The organism is Frankia tisae, from assembly GCF_025403405.1.
Taxonomy (GTDB): Bacteria; Actinomycetota; Actinomycetes; order Frankiales; family Frankiaceae; genus Frankia; species Frankia tisai.
In genome coordinates, this window is the sequence record NZ_JANEZT010000712.1 from 1 (window position 1) to 1,157 (window position 1,157).

The following is a 1,157-nucleotide window of genomic DNA, read 5'->3' on the forward strand; positions in this document are numbered from 1 at the left end:
GTCCTCGTCAGCGGCTGGTGGCGAGCACGCGTGGATGGTCCGGAAGGCCGCCGAGGGCGCGCCGTGGGTCGTGGGCACGCTCGGGGTGGGACGTGTGTCGACCCAGATACGTGACTGGCACCGTTTCGACCCCCCGGTCTCGCCTTTGTCGCCGGTCCCATCGATGGACGGGGTCCCAGGGTCGGCTGCGGTGGGCGGCCCTGGCCAGCGGCGATGCGGACAGCCTAAGCACGCAGGCGCGGCTCGCCGATTGTCGGTAACCAGCATTGAGCGGGACGAGCGACCCCTAGTGGCAGGGATGGGTCAGTGTTGTCCCCGGATGGTCCCGGAGCGGTCCGGGACCATCCGGAAACAAGGGGATGATTCTGTCGGAGGTGGCGATACCGGATATGCGCAGGCGGCCTATAGAGCGGACCGCTCTCCCGAAATGCCCCGTTTGCGGTGCGTATTAATGGCGATTTAGCGGCATCTGACCGAATCCGGCTGTCGTGTCGCCGTCTCGTGGATTCGCCGCTCATCGGCTCCTGGCGGCGCTGGCGCCCGCGCGGACCCCGTCGGGGGCGGTCTCTGGCACTTTCAGGCCATCGGCAGAGCCGGGAAGGCCCGTGCGTCGGCGACGGAGGCGGCGCAGTACCCTCCCGGCTGGTGCCGATCGGGTCCGCTTCCGGGGCACGTTCCGGAGCAACGGCCAGGTCTCCGACATCGCGATCCCACCGACCCGGTAGAGCAGGGTTCCGGGGGGCCGCCGAGACTCGTCGGCGGTCCCCCGGACGAGGTCAGCTCCGCTTGCGACCGGAGCCGTCGAGGGTGATCTGGTCGCCGGTGACGATCCCGGCCCGCCGCAGCGCATCGGCGATGGCCCCGTCCGGCGCACCACCGCGTCCGCCCCGACCGCCACCGGCGCCACTCCGGCCACCACCAGCACCGCCACCAGCACCGCCACCGGAACCGGTGCCGGCCCGGCCACCACCGCGTGCGCCGGGTCCCCGACCGGCCGACCCGTCCCGGCCGCCGGCGCCACGGCCTCGGCCGCCCGCACCGTCCCGGCGCTCACCGCCGGCCTCGCCGCGACGCGCGCCCTCCCGGCCCGCGCCGGCGTTGCCGCCGGCGGAGCTCCGCCGTTCGCCACCGCCACCGGCACCACCGCCACCGGCACC

1 pseudogene is annotated in these 1,157 nt (G+C 73.6%); it reads right to left on the bottom strand.

Annotated features, from left to right (window positions below):
• Nucleotides 1–776: 776 nt before the first annotated feature.
• A pseudogene (locus NBZ85_RS31270) lies at nt 777–1,157 on the bottom strand (RNA-binding transcriptional accessory protein); the annotation flags it as partial.